Source organism: Joostella sp. CR20 (genome assembly GCF_038433465.1).
Taxonomy (GTDB): domain Bacteria; phylum Bacteroidota; class Bacteroidia; order Flavobacteriales; family Flavobacteriaceae; genus Galbibacter.
Map to the genome: position 1 here is coordinate 96,703 of NZ_JAESVF010000002.1, position 23,270 is coordinate 119,972.

Genomic DNA, 23,270 nt, shown 5'->3' on the forward strand with positions numbered 1-23,270 from the left:
TGACCGTTTAGCCTTGTACTTTCAATGTGATGGTTATTTGTTATTTTCTTTCCTCCCGAGCGAAATCGAGGGATGTTAATTAACCAATCTATCATTTTACAATTGATAAATTAAAGTGTCGCAATGAAATTCTTCGTCTTCTTTGACTTTTGGTGCTTGTGTTTTAACACCTTTATTCTTTTCGCGAATCATCATGTTTATCAACTCATTCTTTGTTTGCTGTACTTCTTTTTCGGCTAACTGCATTTTTTCGTAATCGTAATACACAGCCCCTTCAATAATTGTTTTTTCAGCAATCGCGTAGATAGACATTGGGTGCTCGCTCCATAAAACAACATCGGCATCTTTTCCTTCTTTGATACTTCCAACGCGGTCGTCCAGATGTAAAAGTTTTGCTGGGTTAATCGTTACAAACTTCCAAGCTTCTTCTTCGCTCATTCCTCCGTATTTTACGGTTTTAGCAGCTTCTTGATTAAGGCGTCTCGACATTTCAGCATCATCCGAGTTTATCGCTACTGTAATCCCTTGGTTATGCATAATTGCAGCGTTGTAAGGGATTGCATCATTTACTTCATATTTGTATGCCCACCAATCGGAAAAAGTCGAACCACCAACACCGTGTTCTTTCATTTTATCAGCAACCTTATAACCTTCTAAAATATGCGTAAACGTATTGATGTTGAAGTCGAATTTATCAGCCACTTTCATCAGCATATTGATTTCGCTTTGCACATACGAGTGGCAAGAAATAAAACGCTCTTTGTTAAGGATTTCTGCCAATGTAGCCAATTCTACATCGTAACGAGGTGCTTTAGCTTTCGATTTTTTAGAAGATGATAAACCGTTGAAAGCCTTCCATTGCTCGTCGTATTCTTTGGCACGTTGAAAGTAATCGGTGAAAACTTGCTCAACTCCCATACGAGTTTGCGGAAAACGGATGGTGTTGTTGCTTCCCCAATTGGATTGTTTTACATTTTCACCTAAAGCAAATTTGATGAATTTAGGACGGTCTTTTATGAGCAATCCATCGGCATCTTCACCCCATTTTAACTTGATAAGCGCCGAGCGACCTCCGATAGGATTTGCAGAACCGTGCAAAATTTGAATGGTAGTTACCCCACCAGATAGGTTTCTGTAAATATTAGAATCGTCTGGGTTTACAACATCTTCAATAGTTACTTCGGCAGAACTGTTATGTCCAGCTTCGTTAATAGCCGCAGCTGCAATATGCGAGTGCTCATCGATAATTCCTGCAGTAAGGTGTTTTCCTGTAGCATCGACTACCGTAGCTCCAGCACCAGAAAGGTCTTTCCCGATTTTTGCAATTTTTCCATTTTTAATGAGGACATCGGTATTTTCTAATATTCCAGCATCTTCACTCGTCCAAACCGTTGCATTTTTAAATAAAATAGTTTGTTGTGTTGGTAAAGTTTTTACTCCGTATGCTTTGTTTGGATATGAAACAGGGAACAATTTTGGAGCATCTTTTTCTTCTGGCTTTTCTTCTTTTTCTTCGGAAGATTTTTTTACAGCTGTCCAAGTAGCAGTGCTTCCGTTGGTCAGGTTGGCGCTACCACTCAGATTTCCTTCCGCAGAAACTTTTGTATAAAGGCGGATAAATTCGTCTTTGTTGGTTTCGCCTTCAGGATTGTAAAATAGGTTGAGCCATTCGTTAGTATACGAAGCTTCAGAAGCAATTTTTGTAGTACCTTTTTTAAGTGATGATTTTATTTTGTCTGGACTTCCACTAAGACTTAAATCGTACTGCTCTCCGTTTATAGAAAGTGTGTAATCTCCTCGAACGTCAACAATATTTAGGTCGTTAACCACATATTTTTCACCTTGAACCCAGTTTTCGTAAAGGGTAGTTTCTTTTTCAAAAACATCTCCAGAAGTAATTAAAAAATTAGCAAAATGTCCTTTTTCTAAAGTTCCAAGAACATCCGATTTATTTAAAAGCGACGCCGGAGTAGTGGTAAGCGCTTCCAATGCCTTTGTTTTGTCTAGTCCGTAAGAAATAGCTTTTAACAAATTACTTTTGAAATCGGTTGTTTTTTTATTGTCAGCCGAAGTAAAAGCAAAAGAAACATTGTTATCGGCCAAAACTTTAGGGTTGCTTGGCGCTTGGTTCCATAAAAGCATTTCTTCCAAAGCTATTTTATTAGCAATGTATGGGTCGGTAACATCGTAGGCGTCTGGAAAGTTTAACGGAATGATGTACGAAGCATTGGTTTGCACAATTTCTTCGATGCGTTCAAATTCATTTCCGCCACCTTTAATAATGTAATTCAGATTAAATTCATCGCCCAATTTATCGGCTCTAAGGTCGTTGTATTTATCATCAGCAACAAAAATTTGCGGTAACGATTTGTTGTTGTTTAGTGCTTCCAAAGAAAGGTCTTTAGTTGTAGAATTTCCACTTTCGTACCAAGTGGCATCGTAATACATTTGTCTTAAAAGCGCAATGGCTCCCATGAGTGAAGTTGGGTACGATTGGCGTGAAGCTTTGCTTTTTTCAAACGATAAAACTTGCGACGCTTTTTGTGTGATAATTCGGTCGCTGTTGCTCGCATTGGTATTTAGTGCGATTATGGCACTTGTTCCTCTTACAATTCCGTCGGAAACATGTGTGTTTACAACACCAAAACCAGTTTTGAGTAACTCTTCCGCTTTCTTTTTGTCGAAAGAAAAGTTGTCAATTGCATTATTTTCTGGCATGATGTGGTCATTCCAATAATAACCTTCTCTAGAGGCATCATATTGAGGTCGGTTTCCAGAGTCTGGTCGTTTTGGCTCTGCTGTCCCGAAGTCGGCATACATATCGATAAACGAAGGATAAATAAATTTTCCGTTTAAGTCGATTTGCACAGAATTTTCAGGAATTGAAACATTGTTTCCAACCGCTTCCACTTTTCCGTCTTTAATTAAAAGAATTCCGTTTTCGATAACGTTTGTCGGGGAAACATAAATTTTAGCATTTTTGAATGCTGTGTAATTGGAGTTTTGAGTTTTGACACCGTCGTTTTTAGGAAAGTATTCTTGTGCATAAACAGTCATGCAAAAACAAAACAGTGCTAGGAGGCATAGTTTTAATTTCATTAGGTTTGAGTTATGAATTAGTTAATTCTGTAAACAGTAAAAATAAAATTTTTTGTTGCAAAATGAACTATTTTAAGGGAAAACTATAAATTTTTATGTTTATAGTAATTTACCAATAATGCAACTACGTAACTGTAACTTTTGAGTCCTTTTTTTTGATTATTTGCTTTTAAGAAAGAGTTGAAAGTATTTTTAAAGAAAAGTTCAATTGGAGTTTTATGTGCGCGCCAAAAATCGGCAACTTCGATATAGTTTTTTATAATTCCAGGATGAATTAACGTATTGTAATCTTCAAACTTTTTAACATCGCGACGTTTTACTTCGGCTAAACAATAGCGTAAAACATAGAGGTAACCAGAATATTTAAAATACAAATCCTCATTAGAGGTAGCCGCTAAAAATGCAACAAAATTAGCTTCGTTTTCTGCAGAATATCCTATTTGATGCGCTTCTTCATGGCAGCTTACCGTTGGAAATTTAAAGTCGATTTGGGTGCCGTTTACTTGTGCTTCATTGGTAAATGGATTTAGGTATCCGCTATAACCCATGTAGGAAAGGGGTGTGCTATACAGCGATGTTTTGATGCTTTTTTGAGAATGACCAAAAGCAGGAATTTTTTCAGCTAAAACTTTGTAACCGGCAGTTGTTTTTTGATAAATTTCTTTTTTTGAATACGGAATATTCACCATTGTAGTATCATTATTTGTAAGCTGAAAATGAATTTCGTTACTTTTTGTAATGAGTTGTTCTGTAAAATGGTAAAGTTCTTCGGAAGTGTATTGGTCCGACAAGTTTAATTTTTCGTGAATTGGAAGTCGGTAATAATTAAATCCCCATAAAACATGAAATAAAAAATAAGTAATGGAAAGCGCAGCAAATAATTCTCTGAAAAAATATTTAGGATTTGAAAAGAGCGTTTTTCCTTTCCGAAGAAAAAATCTAAGGATAAAAAATGCTACAATCGTATAAAAAATATCACCTACCGAAAACGGAATCCAACCAAAGATGAAGCGTAGCACTTTTGAAATATAAACATAGATGAAATTACTGTAGTAGCGCTCTACAAATTCAGGAAAAAAGATTAAGCACTTAATAATTAAAAACTGCGGAATAATAGAAAATGCGAGGTATGTTTTTGTGCGCTTGGTCATAGCTCAAAAATAGAAATATTTTGGTTGAATTTGCTGTTAAAGTTGTGGAGGATTGATGAAGCATGAGAATAGTTTCAAACTTCTGATTTTTCAATCTTTTAAACCTTCAATCTTTCAATTCCATACCCAGACCTCTCGACTCTGCTCGAGGTGACAGTTTGTATGCGTTGAATTGTCAAAGTGTGAAATTATTTAATCGTTTCAATTTTTCAATCTTTTAATCCTTAAATCTTTCAATTCCATACCCCAGACCTCTCGACTCCGCTCGAGGTGACAGTTTGTATGCGTTGAATTGTCAAAGTGTGAAATTATTTAATCGTTTCAATTTTTCAATCTTTTAATCCTTAAATCTTTCAATCCAAAACAATGTGTATTTTTGTAGAAACCTAAGATATTATTATGAGTTCAGAAATAAGAGCGCTTCAACCAAAAGAAGTTTGGAATAAGTTTGCCGACTTAAATGCGGTACCAAGACCATCAAAAAAAGAAGAGCAAGTAATTGCTTTTATGATGGAGTTTGGACAAAAACTAAACCTTGAAACTTTTAAGGATGAAGTAGGAAATGTAATCATCAAAAAGCCTGCAACTGCAGGAATGGAAAATAAAAAAACAGTGGTGCTACAGTCGCATTTAGATATGGTGCACCAAAAAAATAACGATACCGTTTTTGATTTTAGTACGCAAGGAATTGAGATGTTTGTTGAGAATGGTTGGGTAAAAGCCAAAGGAACAACCCTTGGTGCCGATAACGGTTTGGGAGTTGCAGCTATAATGGCGGTTTTGGAGAGTACCAATATTGCACATCCTGCCATTGAAGCTTTGTTTACAATTGATGAAGAAACTGGAATGACAGGAGCTCAAGGACTAAAAGGTGGAGTTTTAGAAGGACAAATTTTATTGAATTTAGATACCGAGGAAGATGATGAAATTGATATAGGATGTGCAGGTGGAATTGATGTCACTGCTTCTAGAAATTATCAAGAAGAGGAAACTCCAGAGCATGTTACCGCCTACAAAATTTCTGTAAAAGGATTGCAAGGAGGACACAGCGGGATGGATATTCACAGAGGTTTTGGGAATGCAAATAAAATAATGAATAGATTGTTGTTTGATGGTTTCGAAAACTTCGGACTTCGAATTGCAATGATTGATGGTGGCGGACTCCGAAATGCAATTCCGAGAGAAAGTGAGGCTATCGTTGTGGTGGAAGAGATGCATCACGACGCATTTGCACTTGAGTTTAACCAATTGGCAACTGTTATTAAAAAAGAGTTTAAAACGACCGAGCCTGCTTTGTCTATTACTGCTGAAGTTACCGATATACCAACTTCAGTTATGAATATTGGAGTTCAAGAAGGTATTACCAGAGCGCTTTATTCGGCTCACAATGGAGTGTATGCAATGAGTCCAGATATGGAAGATTTAGTGCAAACTTCTAACAACATCGCACGTGTGAAAATAGGAGAGGGGAAGATTAAAATACACTGTTTAACACGTTCGTCGGTTGAGTCGTCTAAAATAGATTTGGCAAATGCGTTAAGAGCTGCGTTCGAGCTATGTGGTTGTGAAGTGAAATTTAGCGGAGAATACCCAGGGTGGAAACCAAACCCAAACAGTCCGATTTTAAAAGTATTGGAGGAGAAATATCAATTATTGTTTAATGAAACTCCAGATGTAGTTGCTTGTCATGCCGGATTAGAATGCGGTATTCTAGGGCAAAATTATCCGGATATGGATATGATTAGTTTTGGTCCTACAATAAAAGGAGCACACTCTCCAGATGAGCGTGCTAATATTGCTTCCGTAGAAAAGTTTTGGAAATTTTTAAAAGAGATATTAAAAGACATTCCAACAAAAGGATAAAAAAATATGTTTGTCCGTAATCTGTTATAATGTACTGTTACCTCGAGCGTAGTCGAGAGGTTATTTGGCTTAACAACTTTAAATAAGGTCTCGACTACGCCTGTCTGCCGACAAAGGCAGGCTCGACCTGACATTTTAATCTAGATAAGAACATTACGGATATTCAATTATAAAAAACAACCCCAAAGACTTTTAAATCTTTGGGGTTGTTTTTTATAAAAACTTAGTGTTTATACACGTTTATTCAGCAATTCCAATCATTTCTAAATCAAATACTAAATTCGTATTTGGAGCAATCGGTCCGTATCCAGCTTCACCATATGCTAAATAAGAAGGGATGAACAAGCGAACTTTCTCACCAACATTTAGCATCATTAAACCTTCTTTAAAACCAGGGATAATAGTAGCATCTGGACTAATAGGCATTGGCGCAGGTTGATACATATTTCTGTCTCTTTTAGCAGGATTTACGTTTCCAAATTTCTGAGCCATTTCTAATGAGCTAGTATCAAAAATGTTTCCGTCTTCAAAAAATCCTGTGTATTCAACAAGAGCAGTTTGTCCTACTTTTGGTTTTTCACCTTGACCTTCTTTTATAATGATGTATTGAAGTCCAGAGTCGGTAGTTTGTGCTTTTTCTTTTTGAGCAACAAATTCAGCAGCAGTATCACTTTTTAATTTTTCTAATGTTTTTTTAGCTTCTGCAGCTTCAGCAAAAGAAGCAGCAAATACATTTGCAGCATCAAAGTTTTTAGCGTCTTTACCGTTACGTACAATCTCTACGTGTTTAATCACAACGTCTTCAAGAGGTCTGTCGCGCGTCATCGGGTCTTGCGAAGTTTTTACATTTGCAATGGTATCGATTACTTCAAGTCCTATAATAACTTCTCCAAAAACAGTGTGTTTTCCGTTTAAAAAAGGAGTTTCTTTGTGTGTAATAAAAAACTGACTTCCGTTGGTTCCAGGACCAGCATTTGCCATCGATAGAATTCCTTTTTTGTCATGTTGAAGTGAATCTACAAATTCATCTTTAAATTTATATCCAGGATTTCCGCGTCCAGTTCCAGTTTTGTCTCCTCCTTGAATCATGAAATCTTTAATAACTCTATGGAAAATTACCCCGTCGTAATATGGTTTTCCTTTTAAAGAATCGACTACGTACGTGTTTGTTCCTTCTGCTAAACTCACAAAGTTGGCAACAGTTACAGGCGTTTCTTTATAAAAAAGTTTAACAACCATATCTCCCTTGTTCGTTTGAATATCTGCATAGATGCCATCGCCTAAATCAGAATATTTTGAAGTCGAACACGATGCAAATACCGCAGCAAGGATAAAAATGAAACTTAATTTTTTCATTGTATTCATATTTAAATTAATTGTTTTAATAATTGTTATTTTTAATTTGAAGTAATATTCTGAATGCTATCTGTCGATTTTTCTACGATATCAATAAGTGTAATTGTACTTTTTATTGCTTGATTGGTACCCACTTTATCGTCGTCTCCGTGATATCCATAAGCCAAAGATGAAGGAAATAAAAATGTTGCTTTTTCTCCTTTTTTTAGCAGTTTAACAGCGGTGCGTAACCCAGGAAAATAATCTTCCTTATCTACTTTAAAATCTACCGTTCCAATAGCATCACTCGAATAAATTACTTGGTCTTCCAACGTACGAATGTCGTAATTTATTTTTACTACATCTCCTTTTTTTGGTAAGTATGTTTCCGCAGGATTATGAGTGATAAAATAATACGAATATCCGTTGGCAGAGTTGTGATACGTATGCGTAGTGTCTTTTTCAATGATACTATCGATAATAGCTTCTTCATAAGCTAATAAATTTTTATTCCGCTCGATGGAAACTCTCATAAAAGAACCCGATTTTACACTTATAGGGCGTCGTGCTTCGGGTTGTTTGCATGCCGTGAAGATGCAACAGATTAGGGCTATTTTTAAGTAGGTTTTTATCATTGTAAATCCTGTTTATAATCTTTTAAAATGCCTTCAAAATACTTGGTGGTTTCTTCTAAAGAAAGTTCGCTTCTTCCCCCTGCAGCATTGGTATGTCCGCCACCGTTAAAGTGTTTTCTAGAAAATTCATTTACAGAGAAATCTCCTTTAGAACGCAAAGAAATTTTGATTAAATCCTCTTGCACACTTTCAATAAAAATAACGGCAAACTTAACACCCTGCAACGAGAGTCCGTAATTTACAAACCCTTCTGTGTCGCCTTTTTTATAGTTAAATTGCTGTAATTCTTCACGAGACAACGTAATGTAAACAGTATTGTATGCTGGTAAGGCAACCAAATTTTTCAACGCGCACCCTAACAAATGCAGTTTATCAATCGAATTGGTGTCAAAAACAGCATTGTGAATATTAGCGTTTTCAGCACCTTTATCAATTAAATTAGCAATAATACGGTGAGTATTACTCGTGGTTGAAGGAAAACGGAATGAACCAGTGTCGGTCATAATTCCGGTATATAAACAACATGCAATTTCATGCGTAATTTTATCGGTATCGTTAAAAAAGTTGATGAAGTTATACACCATTTCGCAGGTACTACTCATGGAAGTGTCAGAGTACATAAAATGCGCATAATCGTCTGGTGCTTGGTGATGGTCAATCATCACGTAAGTTCCTGTAAAACTTTTAAGCGCAATGGCAACATCGTCAATTCTGGAAAGCGAATTAAAGTCGAGTGTAAATACCAATTCGGCCTCCTTTATTTTTTCTGAAGCGATTTCGGTTTGGTACTCATATTTTAAAATAGCACTTTCTCCAGGCATCCATTTTAAAAATTCAGGATAATCGTTTGGCGCTACTATAACTACCTCATGACGGTATTGTTCTAGGTAATGAAATAAGCCCAAACAAGAGCCAATGGCGTCTCCATCAGGGTTTTTATGCGGTATAATTACTATTTTTTTTGGTGTAGATAGTAATTGTTGTAATTCTTGTATTTGTGTTTCTTCCATGGGTGGCTAATATACAATTTAATAATATAATACTTAGAAAAGGAATAGTACATTTGCAGTCTAAAACTATATTTATGCGGATAATTATTGCGCTTTTCGGATTTGCTTTTTTATGCTTCGGATGTAAAACAGCCCAAACAGATTTGTATCCATTACAAGATGATGAATTTGTAATTGCGTTTGGGTCTTGTAACAGACAAGATGAAGAAAATCGTCTCTGGGATGATGTGGTTGCCAACAATCCTGCTGTGTGGATTTGGGGAGGCGATAACATTTATTCAGACACCGATAATATGCGCGAAATGCGTAAAGACTATGAAGAACAACGTTATCAAGGTGGTTATAAGGCAGTTGTAAAATCGATGGATGTTATCGGAACTTGGGATGACCACGATTACGGACTTAACGATGGAGGTGCCGAATGGAAAATGAAAGATGAAGCGCAAGAGTTGTTTTTAAATTTTATGGATGTTCCCAAAAACGACCCTAGACGCAACCAAAAAGGAGTGTATAACTCAAAAATATATAATACAAAAGCTGGTTCGGTAAAAGTAATTATTTTAGATACGCGTTACTTTAGGTCGCCTTTAACCAAAAATTTGGGCGATAGTGGAAAACGGTTTATTCCAAATCCGCCAGGGGTAGGAACGATGTTGGGGGAAACTCAATGGGCGTGGTTGCAAAACGAATTAAATACTTCGACTGCCGATTTTAATATTATTGTAAGTAGTATTCAAGTATTGTCAAACAAACATGGGTTTGAGGCTTGGGCAAACTTTCCGAGCGAAGTAGAAAAGCTTTTTTCGATGATTAAAAGTAGTCCTGCTAAACGAGTTATTTTGCTTTCTGGAGACCGACATATCTCAGAATTTTCAGAAATAAATATAAGTGGTTTGGACTACCCTTTAATCGATTTTACTTCTAGTGGACTCACGCATACCTATGAAGCTTATTCAGGAGAAGAAAACCCGTATAGAGTAGGAGAGGTTATTAATGTAAAGAGTTTTGGTTTGTTAAAAATCAATTTAAAAAACTACCGTGTAAAAATGCAAATGATAGGCGACGGAAACGAAGTTTTAAACGAGTTGGAACAAGGGTATTAATGTGATTTTAATACTATTTTAATTGATGTAACCTGCTGAAAAACAATTTAAAAATGTATTTATAGGCCAAGTGCTTAAAAAGTAAAATAAAACCCTTACTTTTGCGCCAAAATTAAAAAAGCCCAATTTGGGCGTTTGTTAATGTGCAATTAAACAACAAATTGCAAAATTTTATTAAATAGAAATGGCAACAAACAGAACATTTACAATGATTAAGCCAGATGCTGTGAAAAACGGACACATCGGGGCTATTCTTGAAAAAATTACCGCTGCAGGATTTAAAATTGTAGCAATGAAATACACGCAATTAAGTAAGCGTGATGCTGAGGCGTTTTATGCAATTCACAGCGAGCGTCCATTTTTTGGAGAGTTGGTAGAATTTATGACAAGCGGACCTATTGTAGCTGCTATTTTGGAGAAAGATAATGCTGTTGAAGACTTTAGAACTTTAATTGGTGCTACTAATCCAGACGAAGCTGCTGAAGGAACTATCCGTAAATTATTTGCTACTTCTATCGGAGAAAATGCAGTTCACGGTTCTGATAGCGATGAAAATGCTGCTATCGAAGGTGCTTTTCATTTTTCTGGGAGAGAAATCTTCTAAATCGAAAAGAAATAAAAAATTAAAAGCTCCATTATTGGAGCTTTTTTTATGTCTAGAAATTACCTTAAAATAATAGTTTTTACTACTTCTTTTCCTAATTCCTCATTCAGCATTTTTACAATTTTCTCTTTTCCATAACTCAATTCTTGGCGAAGCACCGATGAAGAAAGCGACACATACAAAGTTTCCTGTTTTAATTCTATTTGCGTTGTGTAGTTGTTAACCCCATTTCCCATGAGGTTTTGCCACGCATTGCGAACATTAACTTTGTCCATGCCTTTTTCCAATTTGTTTTCGTTTACAAATTCTTCTAAAGCATCATTTAAGGAGATGTATTCGTTTCTTCGCTTTGCCATTATTTTAAAGAAAATTTTTCAAAACGTTTGTAATAATAGGTCTTTTCTTGGTCGTTTTCGAGTCCGAGTTTGTCTTTTGTAAGCAAAATAAGTTTTTCACTTCTTATGTTGCCATCGTTGTTGTATTCCACATAAATGGCATCGTTTTTATGTTTTATACTGAAGTTTTCAAACTCGTTCATATTGGTAAAACGTCCGTCGAGTCTCGGCATCACTTTTTCACGCGTTCCCGTACTGTCATTTAACTGCCAAAAGTCAATTACAGTATTTATTTTATAAGCTTTTTCTTCTCCTGAAGGAAATGTAACTTTTTCAATTTCCCAATATCCATTGAGCATAGAAATATCTTCAACATGAGTTTGGTTACAACTTAAAAAGACGACACACAGAAGAATGAAAATTTTAGCTTTCAAAATCAGAATTTTTTAGAAACACAAAGGTAGCTAAAACTTGTTGGGGAAGTAAAATTTTAAAGAGTAGATTTTTTTTGTTTGTTGAATTGTGTAATTGTTGATTTGTTAAATCGTGTTTTTGTAGGGTGTTAATAAAGAGTGAAAAGTTGATGAATGGAGGTTTTAAATCTTTAAATTTTTCAATCTTTGAATCCTTCAATCTTTTAATAGAACTATCCTAACGGAATCATTTTATACGACTGATGTGTTTGCTTTACTACATTCTCAGTACGTTCGGCGTGCGTGTCACTAATGAAAATTTGTCCAAATTCATCTTCATTTACCAAAGAAATAATTTGACTAACTCGGTTTTCATCAAGCTTGTCAAATATATCATCGAGTAATAAAATAGGTGTTTGTCCTGCTTGCGCTTTTATAAAATCGAATTGCGCCAATTTTAACGCAATTAAAAAAGATTTTTGTTGCCCTTGACTTCCAAACTTTTTAATAGGATAGTTGCCAATTTCAAAACTTAAGTCATCTTTATGTATCCCAACAGAAGTGTATTGTAACGCTTTGTCTTTGTTTAAATTTTCTTTGAAAAGGGTATGTAAGTCTTTTTCGAGCAACTGACTTTGGTAGTTGAGGTTAATAGCTTCTTTTCCGCCAGAAATAGATGCGTAACGCTCTTTGAAAATTGGGATAAAAACAGCTAAGAAATCTTTTCTGGCTTGATGTATTTTATGTCCAAAATCGTTTAATTGCTCGTTGTAAACTTCAAGCGTATCAGCATTAAAAGTATTGTTTAAAGCAAAATATTTTAAAAGCGAATTGCGTTGCGCCAGTACTTTGTTGTAGTTGATAAGTTGCTGTAGGTAAGTTTTATTGCTTTGCGAAATAACACTGTCTATAAATTTTCGGCGTGTTTCGCTTCCTTCAATAATCAAATCTCTATCAGCAGGAGAAATAATTACAAGCGGAATAAAACCAACGTGCTCCGAGAGTTTGTCGTAAATCTTTCCGTTTCTCTTAATTACTTTTTTTTGCCCTTTTTTTAGACTACAAATTATTTTTTCTTCTTTTTCATCTCTTAGAAATTCGCCGTCAATGACAAAAAAACTTTCGTTGTGTTTTATGTTTTGCGATGCAACAGGGTTAAAGTAACTTTTGCCAAAAGAAAGCACATAAATTGCGTCGAGCGCATTGGTTTTTCCAATTCCGTTTTGACCTACAAAGCAGTTAATTTTTGCATCAAATTCGAAAGTATTAGAGTCGAAGTTTTTAAAATTTATAAGCGATAATTTCTGTAACTGCATGTATTGTGTTGTGCGGGATTAATTTATATTGATGGAATATAGCAAATAAACACTCATTAAACACTACTTTGTACTTTAATGAGCTTCCAATTGACGAAATTACTAAAATAAAGAAGACGCATAAAAATATTAAAATAAATTTCCTTTCCTTTTTCAATAAAAATTTTATTTTTGCGAGGCTTAACAAAATATAGATATGGCGACGTATAAGAAAAGAGGCTATAAAAAACCAACAAAGAAAGAAGAAGACTTCTTAGAACCAGAAGTAGCATACGATGGTGAGAGTACAACCGAAGAGGTATTTAATACATTAAATGAAAGCGCAAGCCGTACGGAAGAGTGGGTTGCTAGCAATCAAAAATATATTTTAGGAGGAATTGGAGCTATCGTTCTTGTAGTTTTAGGGTACTTAGGATATCAACAATTTGTGGTAAAGCCTAAAGCTTTAGAAGCCGATAACGAAATATTTTACGCACAACAGTATTTTAACGAGGCTGTAAATAGCACAGCGAAAGATTCGTTGTACAACATTGCTTTAAACGGTGCTGATGGAAAATACGGATTGTTAGATATTATCGATAATTATAGCGGAACTCCAGCAGCAAATCTTGCACATTACAGTGCTGGAATGGCGTACTTAAATACTCAAAAATACGACGAGGCTATTAAGTATTTACAAGATTTTAAATCAGACGATATTATTTTGAACGCACTAGCTAAAGGTGGTATCGGAGATGCTTTTGTACAATTAGGGCAAGATAAAGATGGTTTAGAGTATTATGAAAAAGCAATTGCAATTTCAGAAAATGCTTTCACTACGCCTAAGTTTTTATTTAAAGCGGGTGTTGTTTCTTTAGAAGCAGGAGATGCCGATAAAGCTCTTAAATATTTCAACAGAGTGAAAAATGAATATAGCGATTCTGAAGAAGGAAGAACTATAGATATTTACATCGGAAAAGCTGAAACGCTTAAAAAGTAATTGGTTATTCATCGTATTCATGAAATTTGATTACGATTGATTAACTTTGCATAAAAAATATGGCAACAGAAAATAAAAATTTATCCGTTTACGATAAAGCAACAATCCCAAACGCGAAAGACTTTCGGTTTGGGATTGTTGTTTCTGAATGGAATTCAGAAATAACAGAAGGTTTGTACAAAGGTGCTTTAGAGGCTTTGTATGACTGTGGAGCAGTAGAAGAACACATTTTACGCTGGGATGTTCCTGGAAGTTTTGAGCTTACCTATGGCGCAAAAAAAATGATTAAAAAGCATCAGCCAGATGCTATAATTGTTATCGGGAGTGTGATTCAAGGCGAAACAAAACATTTTGATTTTGTTTGTAGCGCCACCGCTCAAGGAATTAAAGATTTAAACGTTCAATACGATACGCCTGTTATATTTTGTGTTTTGACAGATAATAACATGCAACAAGCTATTGATAGAAGTGGAGGAAAACACGGAAACAAAGGTGCAGAAGCAGCTATTGCAGCTATAAAAATGGCAGCGTTAGGAAACGATATTTTCTAGCATTTGCATATCAAAATTGTATTGAATTCTACAGTTTTAATAATTCTCGATACGAGTTGTTAAAAAATTAAAACTTCAAAAAGAGATTAAAAGTTGTTAAGAAATGAGTTTACAAAGGCTTTTCTTAACAACTTTTAGTATTTTAAGGTGGTAAGTCTATTCCTTTTTAAGTAATTTTGATAATTAGCAGTATTACCCAAAAAATCTAAAAGTATTTAAACTTTTCGGTTTAAAACGGTGTGCTAATTTGCCTTTTTGCTGAATTACTTCAGTAACACAAAAAATGACTTCATCATCTTGAATCATTTAAAAGAAATAAAAGGCAATATTGTAAAACGAATAATCATTCAATCTAAAAACAAGAATAACTGTGAGACTTCCTTCACTTTTTAAGCCAAGACCAAACAAGTCGTATAACTATACGCCGAGGTATTATGATGAAAGAAAAGAGCGTTTAGAAGAGCTAAAAAGAAGTAAAGAAGCGCGCTCCGACGATGAGTATGTAAAAGGCTATCGCAGACGTAAATCTTACCGAGACGATTGGAAAACCGTTCGTTCTACTACAACAAACAGAAATACAAGAATTCGATTGATAGTGATTTTTATTTTTTTGCTGATGTTTGCAATAGTCGCTATACGATATATTAATTTAGATACAATACTTTAATGGCAGATATAATACAGCTTTTACCAGATCATGTTGCAAACCAGATAGCTGCAGGTGAAGTGGTACAAAGACCCGCTTCTGTTGTTAAAGAGCTTATTGAAAACGCCGTCGACGCAGGAAGCAATTCTATAAAATTGATTATAAAAGACGCCGGAAAAACACTTATTCAGGTGGTCGATAATGGAAAAGGAATGAGTGTTACAGATGCGCGATTGTCTTTTGAGCGTCATGCGACTTCCAAAATTAAAGCTGCCGAAGATTTGTTTCAGCTTCATACCAAAGGTTTTCGAGGGGAAGCATTGGCTTCTATTGCCGCAATTGCACATGTGGAAATGAATACGCGTCAAGAGGACGACGAAGTAGGGACGCAACTTAAAATTGAAGGAAGTAAAATTGTTGACCAATCGGTTACTGTTACGCCTAAGGGGACTTCCATTTCAGTAAAGAATTTGTTTTTTAACATTCCTGCACGAAGAAACTTTTTAAAATCTGATACTGTAGAGTTAAGGCATATTATCGACGAATTTCAGCGTGTAGCCTTGGCGCATCCAGATATTCAGTTTGATTTTTATAACAACGGAAGTGAACTTTTTAATTTGCCTGCTTCAAATTTAAGGCAGCGAATTGTTCATATTTTCGGGGGGAAAACCAACGAAAAATTGGTTCCTGTTGAAGAAGATACCGAAGTTGTAAAGTTAGATGGGTTTATTTGTAAACCTGAATTTTCTAAGAAAACTAGGGGCGAGCAGTTTTTCTTTGTGAACAATCGTTTTGTTAAAAATTCGTATTTGCATCATGCGGTTTGCGCTGCTTTTGAAGGTTTGATTAAAGAGCAAACACACCCGAGTTATTTTTTGTTTTTAGAGGTAGACCCTTCAGGAATCGATATCAATATTCACCCTACAAAAACCGAAGTTAAATTTGATGATGAGCATGCTTTATACGCCATTTTAAGAGCAGCTGTAAAGCATAGTTTGGGGCAATTTAATGTAGCGCCAGTACTCGATTTTGAGCGCGATGCAAATTTAGATACACCTTATAATTATCAGAGTAAAAATGCTAACTTCCCAACAGTTGAAGTTGACGCGAGTTTTAATCCGTTTGAAAATGATAACAAAGGAAGTGTTTCTGTGAGTTATCCAAAACGCGAAAAACAAACCGCTAGTTGGGAGAGTTTGTATGTTGGCTTGGAAAAAAAGTCCGATTTTGGCGCTATCGAATTAGAATCAGAAGAAGTTACAGGTTCACTTTTTTCAGAAACGCAGGAGGAAGTTACGGCTACAACCTATCAGCTTCATAAAAAATATATTGTAACCACCATTAAATCTGGAATGGTTATTATCAATCAGCACCGCGCACACCAACGTGTGTTGTACGAACAATATTTAAAAAATATTACAGTTGATAAAGGTGTGAGTCAGCAATTATTGTTTCCGCTAACGTTGAGTTTTTCAACTACAGAAATTGCTTTGCTGAAAGATTTAAAAGAGAGTTTGGAGCACACAGGATTTTTATTTTCAAACTTTAAAAACGACGAGGTTGAAGTAAGTGGTATTCCGCTGAATGTTTCTGAAAGTGAAGTAGGTATTATAATCGACCAACTTTTATCGGATTTTCAAGCTGAAGTGCCAGAAAGTTCGCTCTCGCAAGCCGATATTTTGGCAAAAGCCATGTGTAAAACCTTGGCAGTAAAAAGTGGAGAAGTGTTAAATGTGGCATCGCAAGAAGCGTTAGTTAACAATTTATTTGCAACTAAAGAGCCTACCGTTTCGCCTTTTAATAAACCGACGTACATTACCATGTCGGTTGAAGAAATAGATAAACGATTTTTATAAAATAACATTCAACGAATGGGAAGAATAACCGATGCAGTAAAGCATTTACTAATTATTAATGTGTTGTTTTTTATTGCAACACAGCTTTTTGGGGAACAGATGTACGATTTGTTTTCGTTGTGGTTTCCGAAGAACGAACATTTTCAATTGTGGCAAATCGTAACGCATATGTTTATGCATGGCGGTTTTATGCATATTCTATTTAATATGTATGCGTTATGGGCTTTTGGGACGCCATTGGAACAAATATGGGGACGAAATAAGTTTTTCTTCTTTTATTTTTCCGCAGGTTTGGGAGCGGCTTTAATCCATACGTTGGTTAATTATTATTATTTTAGTGAGGGGATGAATGCTTTAGTTGCTGAAGGATATAGAGTTCCCGAAATTATGGATACACTCAGTCAAGGTAAATATAATACCACCTGGGGGAATAAGATTCCGCAAGATACATTACAAAACTTTTTAAGCTCGTATATGACTCCTGCTGTGGGGGCTTCTGGGGCTATTTATGGTGTTTTGGTTGCCTTCGGAATGATGTTTCCTAATGCCGAGCTTTTCTTGATATTTTTACCTATTCCTATAAAAGCAAAGTATTTTATTCCAGTTTTAATCGCGTTAGATTTGTTTTCTGGAGTTACAGGTTATTCTATTTTCGGACAAGGAATTGCGCATTTTGCACACATTGGAGGCGCTTTGTTTGGATTTATAATGATGTGGTATTGGAAGAAAAATCAGTTTAAAAACAATCGTTGGGATTAGTTTTTTAGATGAAAGTGAAAAAAGTGAAAAGGAAATAGGGATAAGTGATAAAGGGATAAAACTAAAAACGAGAAACAAAAAACCTCAAACAAAAAATCAGAAACCAGAAACTTCAAACAAAATCTCCAAACCAGAAATAATAAAGAATGAGCATTACAAACGATTTAAAATATAAATTCTCGACACTCAACATAGCAGAAAAGCTTATAGTGGTAAATGTTGTTGTTTTTATTTTAAACACTTTGTTGGTTTTTTTACTGCAATTGGCGCCAAATGTATTGATGCAATGGTTTCAGTTGCCAAAGGGTTTTCTCGATTTTTTAATGCAACCATGGTCTATTGTTACCTATGCATTTTTCCACGGAAGTATTATGCATTTGTTTTGGAATATGTTACTGTTGTATTTTTCTTCTAGAATATTTTTAAATCTATTCAGTAAAAAATACTTCTTAAATGTTTACTTTTTAGGAGCTATTTTAGGAGGAGTTTTCTTTTTACTTAGTTACAATATTTTCCCAGTATTTTCTAGAGTAAATTCGCCTTTAATTGGTGCTTCGGCAGCAATCATGGCAATTTTAATTTTTGTTTGTACCTACCTTCCAAACCAAGAAGTTCGCCTTATTTTCTTTAATATTAAGCTTTGGTATTTGGGAGTTGCATTTGTTTTATTAGATTTGGTACAGCTTCCGTTAGGAAATGCTGGCGGACACATAGCTCATTTGGGCGGTGCACTTTTGGGGTTTGTGTACGCAAAAAAATTGCAAGAAGGTAAGGATATTGGCGAAGGATTTAGCAGTGTATTAAGTTCAATTTCCAGTATTTTTAAACCGAATAAAAAATCTCCCTTAAAAACCGTTCATAAAAAGAGCAATCAAACTGCAACTAAAAAAGTTTCTAAAAATGAACATCAAAAACAAATTGATGCCATTTTAGATAAGATAAGCAAAAGTGGATACGAAAGTTTATCGAAAGAAGAAAAAGACTTTTTGTTTAAAGCAGGGAAAGATGCTTGATTTTGAACTAATTTGGCATAAATTTTAAAGACTTTTAGTAAGGTGGTGTAAACAATAAAACTGCTTTATGAGAGTTTTACAGAAACAATAAAAAGGAAGAGATGAAAAAATTAAACTGGATTGATAAAGGTATTTTCTTTGTGAATACAGTTTTTGCATTTTTATTGCAACTAAGTCTTTTAGTGCCTTTTATTCCTATAAAATCTTTTCCAAAAACCGCAATTTTCAGTTTAGCAACGCCTGTTTTAATCATTATAAATGTTTTCTTTTTGGTGTATTGGGTAGTAAAATGGAAACGCCAATGGCTTTTGTCGTTTGTTATTTTATTGTTGGGGTTTCAGCAAGTTTCATCGCTTTATAAATTCTCAGGAACTCAAAATGTGGTTAGCGAAAATTCATTGAAAATAATGACCTACAATGTTAGAATTTTCGATTTGTATAAATGGTTGGGCCGTGATGGAGTTTCCGAAGAAATTCTCTCAATGATTTCCGAAGAAAATCCCGATATTTTGTGTTTACAAGAGTTTCATGAAGCAAAGAAAAGTGCTTTTACCAATTATAAATACCGATTTATAAAATACCGAGCGAAAGGTACAGGGCAAGCCATTTTTTCGAAACATCCTATTGTGAATAAAGGGTCTTTGAATTTTCCGAACTCCCAAAACAATGCCATTTTTGCTGATATTGTTCGTGGTAACGATACGGTAAGGGTTTACAATTTGCACATGCAATCGTTTCATATAAATCCTGTGAATGAAGAAATATCACAAGAAAATTCTAGTCGATTAGCTAGACGAATGGGCGCTGTGTTTTCGAAGCAACAAATTCAAACCGAAATTTTTGTTTCGCATAAAGAGAAATGCCCATACAAAACCATTACTTGTGGCGATTTGAATAACAATCAATATTCATCAATTTACAAACAAATTAAAGGCGACGATATTGATACGTTTGACGAGCAGGGGAGTGGTACAGGAAAAACCTATTATTTTAAATATTTTCCTTTTAGAATTGACTTTGTGTTGGTTGATGAAACCATACAAGTAATGTCGCATAAAAACCGCTACGAGAAACTTTCCGACCATTACCCGATAATTGCTCAGCTGAAAATTTAAAGCGCTTAAAAGGCTTTGTGTTCAGCTTTAAAGCAGAGTTGTTTGAAATTAATTCGACATTAAATAGCAATCGGTTATATCTGCCAAAATGTGAATAAGTAAAGCGATGCCAAAAATTCGTGTACGTTTAAAAACAAGGAGTAAAATATAAATGGCAATTGCATAGTACTGATGTAAAAAGTGAAAGCCTATACTACATCTGTTTGCATCAAATATAGGCGTAGCCCAAAGGTGGTCAATGTCTATACAAATCCCTAACAGTAAAATAATCACAGCGCTTTTGAAGTTGCTTCTGAAAAAAAAATAGGCAATTACAATTGGTACAATAAAGTGGATTCCGTAGTGTACAAATGGGCGTAACAATGTTATAATTTTTGAGCATCTAAATAACTCAATGCGTTTGTGCCTTCATTAAAAAGTAAATCTAATCCGCTTAAGTTGTTTAAAAATCCATGTTTGTCGTCAAAAACTTGCGTATAGGCTTCAAAAGTGTAGTTTTTGTTTCCTTTAGCTTTTGCCAAATCTCTGTAATCTACAAAGCTTTCGTCTTCGGTTTTTATATATTCTGAAGTGAAAGAAGGAGTTAAATCTAACTGAAAACAATCTGCTAAAAGTTCGATACTTTCCATATTCATTTCAAAAAGAAACTTGTGTTTTTTCTCAAAGAATGGAGCAAATTCATCTTCAAAAAATTCAAAAAAAGGAGATGTTCTGTAGGCTGTTTGTATCGATTTCCAATGCTGTTTTTTCCAATCAAAATTATCTTCCAACATTACATCTTTATATTTTTGATGCACATTGTTTTTATTGTGTTTTATCGGGATAGACAGCATTTGCACCCCGTTTGGACTGTAAATGTAAGCTCGGTTTCTGTAAGTTTGCTTTTGGTAATTGTCTTCTTTTTCAAAAGTTATATTTCCATCAGCTTGCTGTATGGCAACCCAATTAGCAACCGATGGAAAATATGTAGGATGAATTACTGTTTGCATTCTTGAATTTGTAAATTTAAAAGTTAACGCGAGCGATACTTTTTATACTACAATGAACTGTTTTCTTTTTTTCTTTTTCTGAATTGACTAACACCTATCCAAATTGCTATAATTACCAAAAACGGAATTAAATAGGAGCGTGGTTCGCCATCGCCTCCAACGGTAGTGAAGACTCTGTTCCAACGGATTTTATTCCAGAAAGGACCACTTGCATTACTGTCAAAACTAAACCAAATAAAAACAGGTTTTCCTACAATATGGTCTGCAGGAACATAACCCCAATAGCGACTGTCTTCAGAGGCATGACGGTTATCTCCCATCATCCAATAGTAGTCTTGTTTGAAAGTGTAAGAGTCGGCTGGAGTATCGTTTATTAAAATCTGATTTCCTTTTACTGACAGTGTATTTCCTTCGTATTCCTCAATAATTCTTTTGTAAAGCGGTAGTACTTTTAAGTTTAACGCAACAGTTTTACCAGCTTCAGGGATATAGATAGGTCCAAATTGGTCTTGATTCCATTTATAATCGGTAGCATCTGGAAAAACAGCACCCATATTGTTGCTCCCTGCAGCCTCAATATTTCTTTTTACACTGATTACATTTGGGTTGTCTTCAAGTTGTTTTGCCGCTTCAGCAGTCATAGCGCTAAAGAAATAAACCCCTTGGCGTACCTGTCCGAATCTTCCCGTTACACCGTAACGTTCGTACATGTAGCGTGGCGATAATTGTCCTTTTGCTTCTACGTAATACGAAAACTGAGGTTTTGCTCTTTCAGGTAAAACAGTTTGCTTTCCGTTGATATAAATAAAGCCATCTTTAATAGCGAGAGAGTCTCCTGGAACTCCAACACAACGTTTTACGTAATTCGATTTTTTATCGATTGGCTTACGAATTCTTTTGTCAGTTTTTACAAAAAAACGTTCTACAGTGTCTGTAGGCCAACTAAAAACAACAATGTCGTTTCTTTTTATTTTCTGTAAGCCTGGCAGTCTGAAATAAGGAAGCTGTGGCTTTTTTAAATATGATTTTGTGTTGATTACCGGAATGGTATCGTGTACCATCGGGAAGGCAACCGTTGTCATAGGTGTTCTGGCTCCGTAGTGAAATTTACTTACAAAAAGGAAGTCGCCAACCAACAATGTTTTTTCTAAAGAAGAAGTTGGAATTACGTACGGCTGCATAAAATAGGTGTGAACCAAAGTTGCTGCAACAACTGCAAAAAGAATGGAGCTAATCCACTCGCCAGCTGCTGTACGCGGTTTCAAACTTCTGTCTTCGATATAATTTACGTCTAAAGCGTAGTTTACATAAAAAATGTAAAATCCAAGGGTAAGAACCACCAACCAAGTGTCGGTTGTACTGTTTCTTCCAAAGCTTCGAATGGTTTCCACCCAAACTACAGGAAACATAATTAGGTTGATAATTGGGATGAAAAGTAAGATAGTCCACCACCATGGGCGATTAATTATCTTCATTAAAATTACAGCGTTGTAAACTGGTACAGCTGCTTCCCAAGCTTTTCTTCCTGCTTTAACGTAAAGTTTCCAAGTTCCTAAAAAGTGAATAACTTGAATTACGATAAAGAAAATAAACCATTCTGTAAGCGTCATAATTATATGCTTTGTTCCTAAGTGTTGTGTCTATCAGACGAATTAATAGGATTTTAGTTACGGTAAAAATATATTTTTTTTGGTTTTATTGCTAACGGCTTAGCTTTTAAAGTGCTTAAATAGCCTTATTTATGCTAAGTTTAACACATCTTTCATACTGAAAACTCCACTTTTTCCGATAATCCATTCGGCAGCAACAACTGCGCCAAGAGCAAAGCCTTCGCGGTTATGAGCGGTGTGTTTAATGTCGATTGTGTCAACTTTACTTTGGTAGCTGATGGTATGTGTACCAGGAACTTCTGGTTCTCTAACCGCTGTAATTGGAATTTCGTTTGCAGGTGCATTATCCAATTTCCAACCTTCTTTGTCGGTGTTATTTATAATTCCTTCAGCTAAAGTAATAGCAGTACCACTTGGTGCGTCTAGTTTTTGCGTGTGATGAATTTCTTCAATACTTACATTGTATTCCGACAAGTTTTTCATCATTTTAGCGAGGTATTCGTTCAGCTGAAAAAATACATTTACACCTAAGCTGAAATTAGAAGCATAAATAAAAGCACCATTTTTTTCTTCGCAAAGCGAAACAGCTTCGTCGTATTTTTCTAACCAACCTGTGGTTCCAGAAATTACAGGAACACCATTTTCTAAGCAAAGCGAAATGTTTTTAAATGCTACCGATGGAATGCTGAAATCTATGGCAACATCGGCAGTTTTGATGTCGAAATTTTGAGTTTCTTCGTTTACTTTGGCTACAATTTCATGACCGCGGGAAATAGCAATTTGCTCAATCATTTTTCCCATTTTTCCATATCCAAGTAACGCTATTTTCATTTGTGTATTTTTTTGAGTGAGATGCTATTTTTTAGGTTGAAGTTGTAAAATAGACAT

22 protein-coding genes are annotated in these 23,270 nt (G+C 35.2%); 10 read left to right on the forward strand and 12 right to left on the reverse strand.

Translation table 11 applies throughout. The features are described from left to right. Positions 1 to 96: 96 nt before the first annotated feature. Both JMA43_RS04545 and JMA43_RS04550 read right to left on the reverse strand, forming a co-directional pair. Positions 97 to 3,099 carry an amidohydrolase family protein gene (locus tag JMA43_RS04545; protein WP_342155192.1) on the reverse strand — a complete coding sequence of 1,001 codons (3,003 nt, stop codon included), beginning with the start codon at positions 3,097 to 3,099 and terminating at the stop codon, positions 97 to 99. 83 nt (positions 3,100 to 3,182) lie between these two features. Next, positions 3,183 to 4,250 (reverse strand): DUF3810 domain-containing protein, encoded by a 1,068-nt coding sequence (locus JMA43_RS04550; RefSeq protein ID WP_342155193.1) that lies wholly within the window; start codon positions 4,248 to 4,250, stop codon positions 3,183 to 3,185. 399 nt (positions 4,251 to 4,649) lie between these two features. Between JMA43_RS04550 and JMA43_RS04555 the strand changes: the two genes are divergently transcribed. Then, positions 4,650 to 6,113, forward strand: a complete 1,464-nt coding sequence (locus tag JMA43_RS04555) for an aminoacyl-histidine dipeptidase (protein ID WP_342155194.1) — start codon at positions 4,650 to 4,652, stop codon at positions 6,111 to 6,113. 240 nt (positions 6,114 to 6,353) lie between these two features. Here JMA43_RS04555 and JMA43_RS04560 read toward each other — a convergent pair whose 3' ends face one another. From JMA43_RS04560 to JMA43_RS04570, 3 genes are read right to left on the reverse strand one after another with little or no spacing between them, the layout of a single operon-like run. After that, on the reverse strand, positions 6,354 to 7,469 hold the full coding sequence (locus tag JMA43_RS04560; protein WP_342155195.1) for a peptidylprolyl isomerase: 1,116 nt from the start codon (positions 7,467 to 7,469) through the stop codon (positions 6,354 to 6,356). A gap of 41 nt (positions 7,470 to 7,510) precedes the next feature. Beyond that, entirely contained in the window at positions 7,511 to 8,083 is a 573-nt protein-coding gene (gldI, locus tag JMA43_RS04565) for a gliding motility-associated peptidyl-prolyl isomerase GldI (RefSeq protein WP_342155196.1), read from the reverse strand. Beyond that, positions 8,080 to 9,093, reverse strand: a complete 1,014-nt coding sequence (locus JMA43_RS04570) for a DHH family phosphoesterase (RefSeq protein ID WP_342155197.1) — start codon at positions 9,091 to 9,093, stop codon at positions 8,080 to 8,082. Before JMA43_RS04570 ends, gldI begins: the two co-directional genes overlap by 4 nt. Before the next feature lie 74 nt (positions 9,094 to 9,167). Between JMA43_RS04570 and JMA43_RS04575 the strand changes: the two genes are divergently transcribed. Beyond that, positions 9,168 to 10,196 carry an alkaline phosphatase D family protein gene (locus JMA43_RS04575; protein WP_342155198.1) on the forward strand — a complete coding sequence of 343 codons (1,029 nt, stop codon included), beginning with the start codon at positions 9,168 to 9,170 and terminating at the stop codon, positions 10,194 to 10,196. Between the two features lie 184 nt (positions 10,197 to 10,380). After that, positions 10,381 to 10,800, forward strand: coding sequence for a nucleoside-diphosphate kinase (locus JMA43_RS04580; protein WP_342155199.1), 420 nt, complete (start codon positions 10,381 to 10,383; stop codon positions 10,798 to 10,800). 59 nt (positions 10,801 to 10,859) lie between these two features. Here JMA43_RS04580 and JMA43_RS04585 read toward each other — a convergent pair whose 3' ends face one another. The 3 genes from JMA43_RS04585 to recF form a co-directional block, all read right to left on the reverse strand. Beyond that, on the reverse strand, positions 10,860 to 11,156 hold the full coding sequence (locus tag JMA43_RS04585) for a DUF721 domain-containing protein (RefSeq protein WP_342155200.1): 297 nt from the start codon (positions 11,154 to 11,156) through the stop codon (positions 10,860 to 10,862). After that, positions 11,156 to 11,569, reverse strand: a complete 414-nt coding sequence (locus tag JMA43_RS04590) for a lipocalin family protein (protein ID WP_342155201.1) — start codon at positions 11,567 to 11,569, stop codon at positions 11,156 to 11,158. Before JMA43_RS04590 ends, JMA43_RS04585 begins: the two co-directional genes overlap by 1 nt. A gap of 212 nt (positions 11,570 to 11,781) precedes the next feature. Next, on the reverse strand, positions 11,782 to 12,864 hold the full coding sequence (gene recF, locus JMA43_RS04595; protein ID WP_342155202.1) for a DNA replication/repair protein RecF: 1,083 nt from the start codon (positions 12,862 to 12,864) through the stop codon (positions 11,782 to 11,784). 196 nt (positions 12,865 to 13,060) lie between these two features. On the opposite strand from recF, the gene JMA43_RS04600 reads away from it, so the two are divergent. The 7 genes from JMA43_RS04600 to JMA43_RS04630 all read left to right on the forward strand — a co-directional run bounded on the left by JMA43_RS04600 (position 13,061) and on the right by JMA43_RS04630 (position 19,783). Then, on the forward strand, positions 13,061 to 13,843 hold the full coding sequence (locus tag JMA43_RS04600; RefSeq protein ID WP_342155203.1) for a tetratricopeptide repeat protein: 783 nt from the start codon (positions 13,061 to 13,063) through the stop codon (positions 13,841 to 13,843). A gap of 59 nt (positions 13,844 to 13,902) precedes the next feature. Beyond that, positions 13,903 to 14,394 carry a 6,7-dimethyl-8-ribityllumazine synthase gene (gene ribH / locus JMA43_RS04605; RefSeq protein WP_342155204.1) on the forward strand — a complete coding sequence of 164 codons (492 nt, stop codon included), beginning with the start codon at positions 13,903 to 13,905 and terminating at the stop codon, positions 14,392 to 14,394. A 370-nt stretch (positions 14,395 to 14,764) separates the two neighbouring features. Further along, the gene (locus JMA43_RS04610) at positions 14,765 to 15,061 is read left to right on the forward strand and encodes a hypothetical protein (RefSeq protein ID WP_342155205.1); all 297 of its coding nucleotides are present in this window, start codon (positions 14,765 to 14,767) and stop codon (positions 15,059 to 15,061) included. Then, positions 15,061 to 16,896: a DNA mismatch repair endonuclease MutL gene (gene mutL / locus JMA43_RS04615; RefSeq protein ID WP_342155206.1), complete on the forward strand. Its 1,836-nt coding sequence runs from the start codon at positions 15,061 to 15,063 to the stop codon at positions 16,894 to 16,896. The genes JMA43_RS04610 and mutL overlap by 1 nt, the downstream gene beginning before the upstream one ends. Before the next feature lie 15 nt (positions 16,897 to 16,911). After that, positions 16,912 to 17,655, forward strand: coding sequence for a rhomboid family intramembrane serine protease (locus JMA43_RS04620; protein WP_342155207.1), 744 nt, complete (start codon positions 16,912 to 16,914; stop codon positions 17,653 to 17,655). Positions 17,656 to 17,801: 146 nt separating this feature from the next. After that, positions 17,802 to 18,668 (forward strand): rhomboid family intramembrane serine protease, encoded by an 867-nt coding sequence (locus JMA43_RS04625; protein WP_342155208.1) that lies wholly within the window; start codon positions 17,802 to 17,804, stop codon positions 18,666 to 18,668. A gap of 101 nt (positions 18,669 to 18,769) precedes the next feature. Continuing rightward, positions 18,770 to 19,783, forward strand: a complete 1,014-nt coding sequence (locus tag JMA43_RS04630; protein ID WP_342155209.1) for an endonuclease/exonuclease/phosphatase family protein — start codon at positions 18,770 to 18,772, stop codon at positions 19,781 to 19,783. Between the two features lie 48 nt (positions 19,784 to 19,831). Here the strand turns inward: JMA43_RS04630 and JMA43_RS04635 are convergent, their stop codons facing one another. The 4 genes from JMA43_RS04635 to dapB all read right to left on the reverse strand — a co-directional run bounded on the left by JMA43_RS04635 (position 19,832) and on the right by dapB (position 23,213). After that, complete coding sequence (locus JMA43_RS04635) at positions 19,832 to 20,146, reverse strand: DUF6122 family protein (protein ID WP_342155210.1); 315 nt, start codon at positions 20,144 to 20,146, stop codon at positions 19,832 to 19,834. 2 nt (positions 20,147 to 20,148) lie between these two features. Beyond that, a complete protein-coding gene (locus tag JMA43_RS04640; protein WP_342155211.1) occupies positions 20,149 to 20,772 on the reverse strand; it encodes a WbqC family protein in 624 nt (207 codons plus the stop codon). A gap of 47 nt (positions 20,773 to 20,819) precedes the next feature. After that, positions 20,820 to 22,382, reverse strand: coding sequence for a signal peptidase I (lepB, locus tag JMA43_RS04645; protein ID WP_342155212.1), 1,563 nt, complete (start codon positions 22,380 to 22,382; stop codon positions 20,820 to 20,822). A gap of 129 nt (positions 22,383 to 22,511) precedes the next feature. Further along, positions 22,512 to 23,213, reverse strand: a complete 702-nt coding sequence (dapB, locus tag JMA43_RS04650) for a 4-hydroxy-tetrahydrodipicolinate reductase (RefSeq protein WP_342155213.1) — start codon at positions 23,211 to 23,213, stop codon at positions 22,512 to 22,514. Positions 23,214 to 23,270 lie beyond the last annotated feature (57 nt).